The organism is Thermomonas sp., assembly GCF_025993755.1.
Taxonomy (GTDB): domain Bacteria; phylum Pseudomonadota; class Gammaproteobacteria; order Xanthomonadales; family Xanthomonadaceae; genus Thermomonas.
The window spans coordinates 1-1,828 of sequence record NZ_JAMQHN010000190.1 but is presented as its reverse complement, the minus strand read 5'-3'; the positions used below and the strand labels follow the sequence as shown (position 1 = coordinate 1,828).

2 protein-coding genes are annotated in these 1,828 nt (G+C 65.1%); both read left to right on the top strand.

Annotated elements, in window-relative coordinates; genetic code table 11:
• Positions 1-470: DUF2271 domain-containing protein (locus Q0X16_RS13065; protein ID WP_297835253.1), on the top strand; the 470-nt coding region annotated here is incomplete at its 5' end.
• A 21-nt stretch (positions 471-491) separates the two neighbouring features.
• On the top strand, positions 492-1,828 hold a 1,337-nt coding region (locus Q0X16_RS13060), incomplete at its 3' end, for a PepSY domain-containing protein (RefSeq protein ID WP_297835251.1).

Sequence of the window (1,828 nt, the reverse complement as noted above, 5' to 3'; positions counted from 1 at the left end):
TGAAGAAGCTTGTCCCCTGTCTGGTGTTTTCAGCGGCCCTAGCCCTGCCCGGACTGTCCGTGGCGCGCCCGGTGACCGTGACCACGACGCTCAAGAACTACGGCGGCAATGGCGCCTATCTGGCGCTTTACCTGACGGATGCAAGCGGAAAATTCGTGCGGACGCTCTGGGTTGCCGGCGGGAAACCGAAGTACTACAAGCACCTGACGGATTGGCATCGCGCAAGTGGTGGTGGCCGTACGGGGATCGATGGCATCACGGGTGCCAGCGTGGGTGCGGGAAGGAACCTGCGAGTCACCGTGGATCTGACGGACGCCCTCTTCAACGCGGGCTACCGACTGAACGTCGATGCCGCAGCGGAGGACATGCAAGACAGTCCGCGGGACGCTTCGGTCCCCTTGACCACTGCCGGTGCCGGAACGCGCGTTGCCGGGAAGCGTTATGTCGCAAGCCTCAGCTACAGCCTCTAGATCGAGGCGAGGGCCGCCGGCATGATGCGCAACTTCCACCGCTGGGTGGGACTGGTCCTGTCCCTAGTCCTGTTCGTTGCGGCCCTCAGCGGCACGGCCCTTTCCGTGGTGAACGTCCTGGAAGCAGGGCGTGCCATTCGTCCGGCTTCAACGCAGACCGTGGCCGATCTGGCAGCGCGCGTGCAGGTGGCCCACCCGGGCCTCGAGCAGATCCGGCGCGCGCCTTCGGGTCAGGTCAGCGCGTGGTGGTTCGATGGAGGGCAACCCGGTTCGGCGGTGGTCGACCCGGCGACGGGTCGGGATTTTTCCAGCGCGGATCCGGATCCCGTGCGCCGCTGGTTCACGGAAGTGCACCGTTCTTTCTTCCTCGGCGACAGCGGCCGCATCGTCGCTGCATCCGGCGCCTTTGCAATGCTGCTTCTTGCCGTTTCCGGGACGATCCTCGCGGTTCGTCGCCTGGGCGGCTGGAAGCGCTGGATCGCCCGCCTGCGCGGACCGCTTGCAGGCCGTCTGCATACCGAGATCGCGCGCGTGGCGGTCGTCGGCCTTGTGCTGTCTGCGGTGACAGCGCTTTGGATGTCGGCGGAAACTTTCGAGATCCTCTCGATCGATGAGGCCAGCATTGGGGCGGCTCCATCACCAAGTGGGCGCACGGGCTTTCCGCTGCGCGAGATGGAAGCCCTACGCGCGTTGCCGGCAAGTTCGCTTCGCGAGCTGAGTTTCCCCGCTGCGGATGACCCGCAAGACGTTTATGTCCTCAAGACGGATCGCGGCGTCGGATACGTCGACCAGGGATCGGGAAAGCTGCTGGGATGGCAAGGCCTCGGGTTCTGGCAGCGGGTTTCGGAAACGGTCTACATGCTCCATACCGCTCAAGGCGCTCCGGTCCTCGGGATTTTCCTGGGCGCCATGGCGCTGGGTGCTGCAGTCCTGTCCGCGACGGGCGTGCTGGTATGGCTCGCCGGATGGCGCAACCGCCCACGAATCCCGGCAAATGCGCCTGCCGCACGCGCCGATACCGTCGTCATGGTGGGCTCCGAAAACGGGAGCACCTGGGGCTTTGCCGCGACCTTGGCATCTGCATTGCGCAGCGCGGGGCATCGGGTCCACGTCGCGCCCATGTCGGCATTCCACCCGTCGCGCTATCCGCATGCGCAGCGTTATCTGATTCTTGCAGCGACTTATGGCGATGGAGATGCCCCGTCTTCTGCCAAAGGCTTCCTTGGCCGTCTCGGCGAGCTTCGTGTGCCGCCGTCGGCACCCGTTGCCGTACTCGGATTCGGTGACCGTGGTTTTCCATCGTTCTGCGGGTATGCCCACGACGTTGATGCACAGATACGCGCCATCGGCTGGAGATG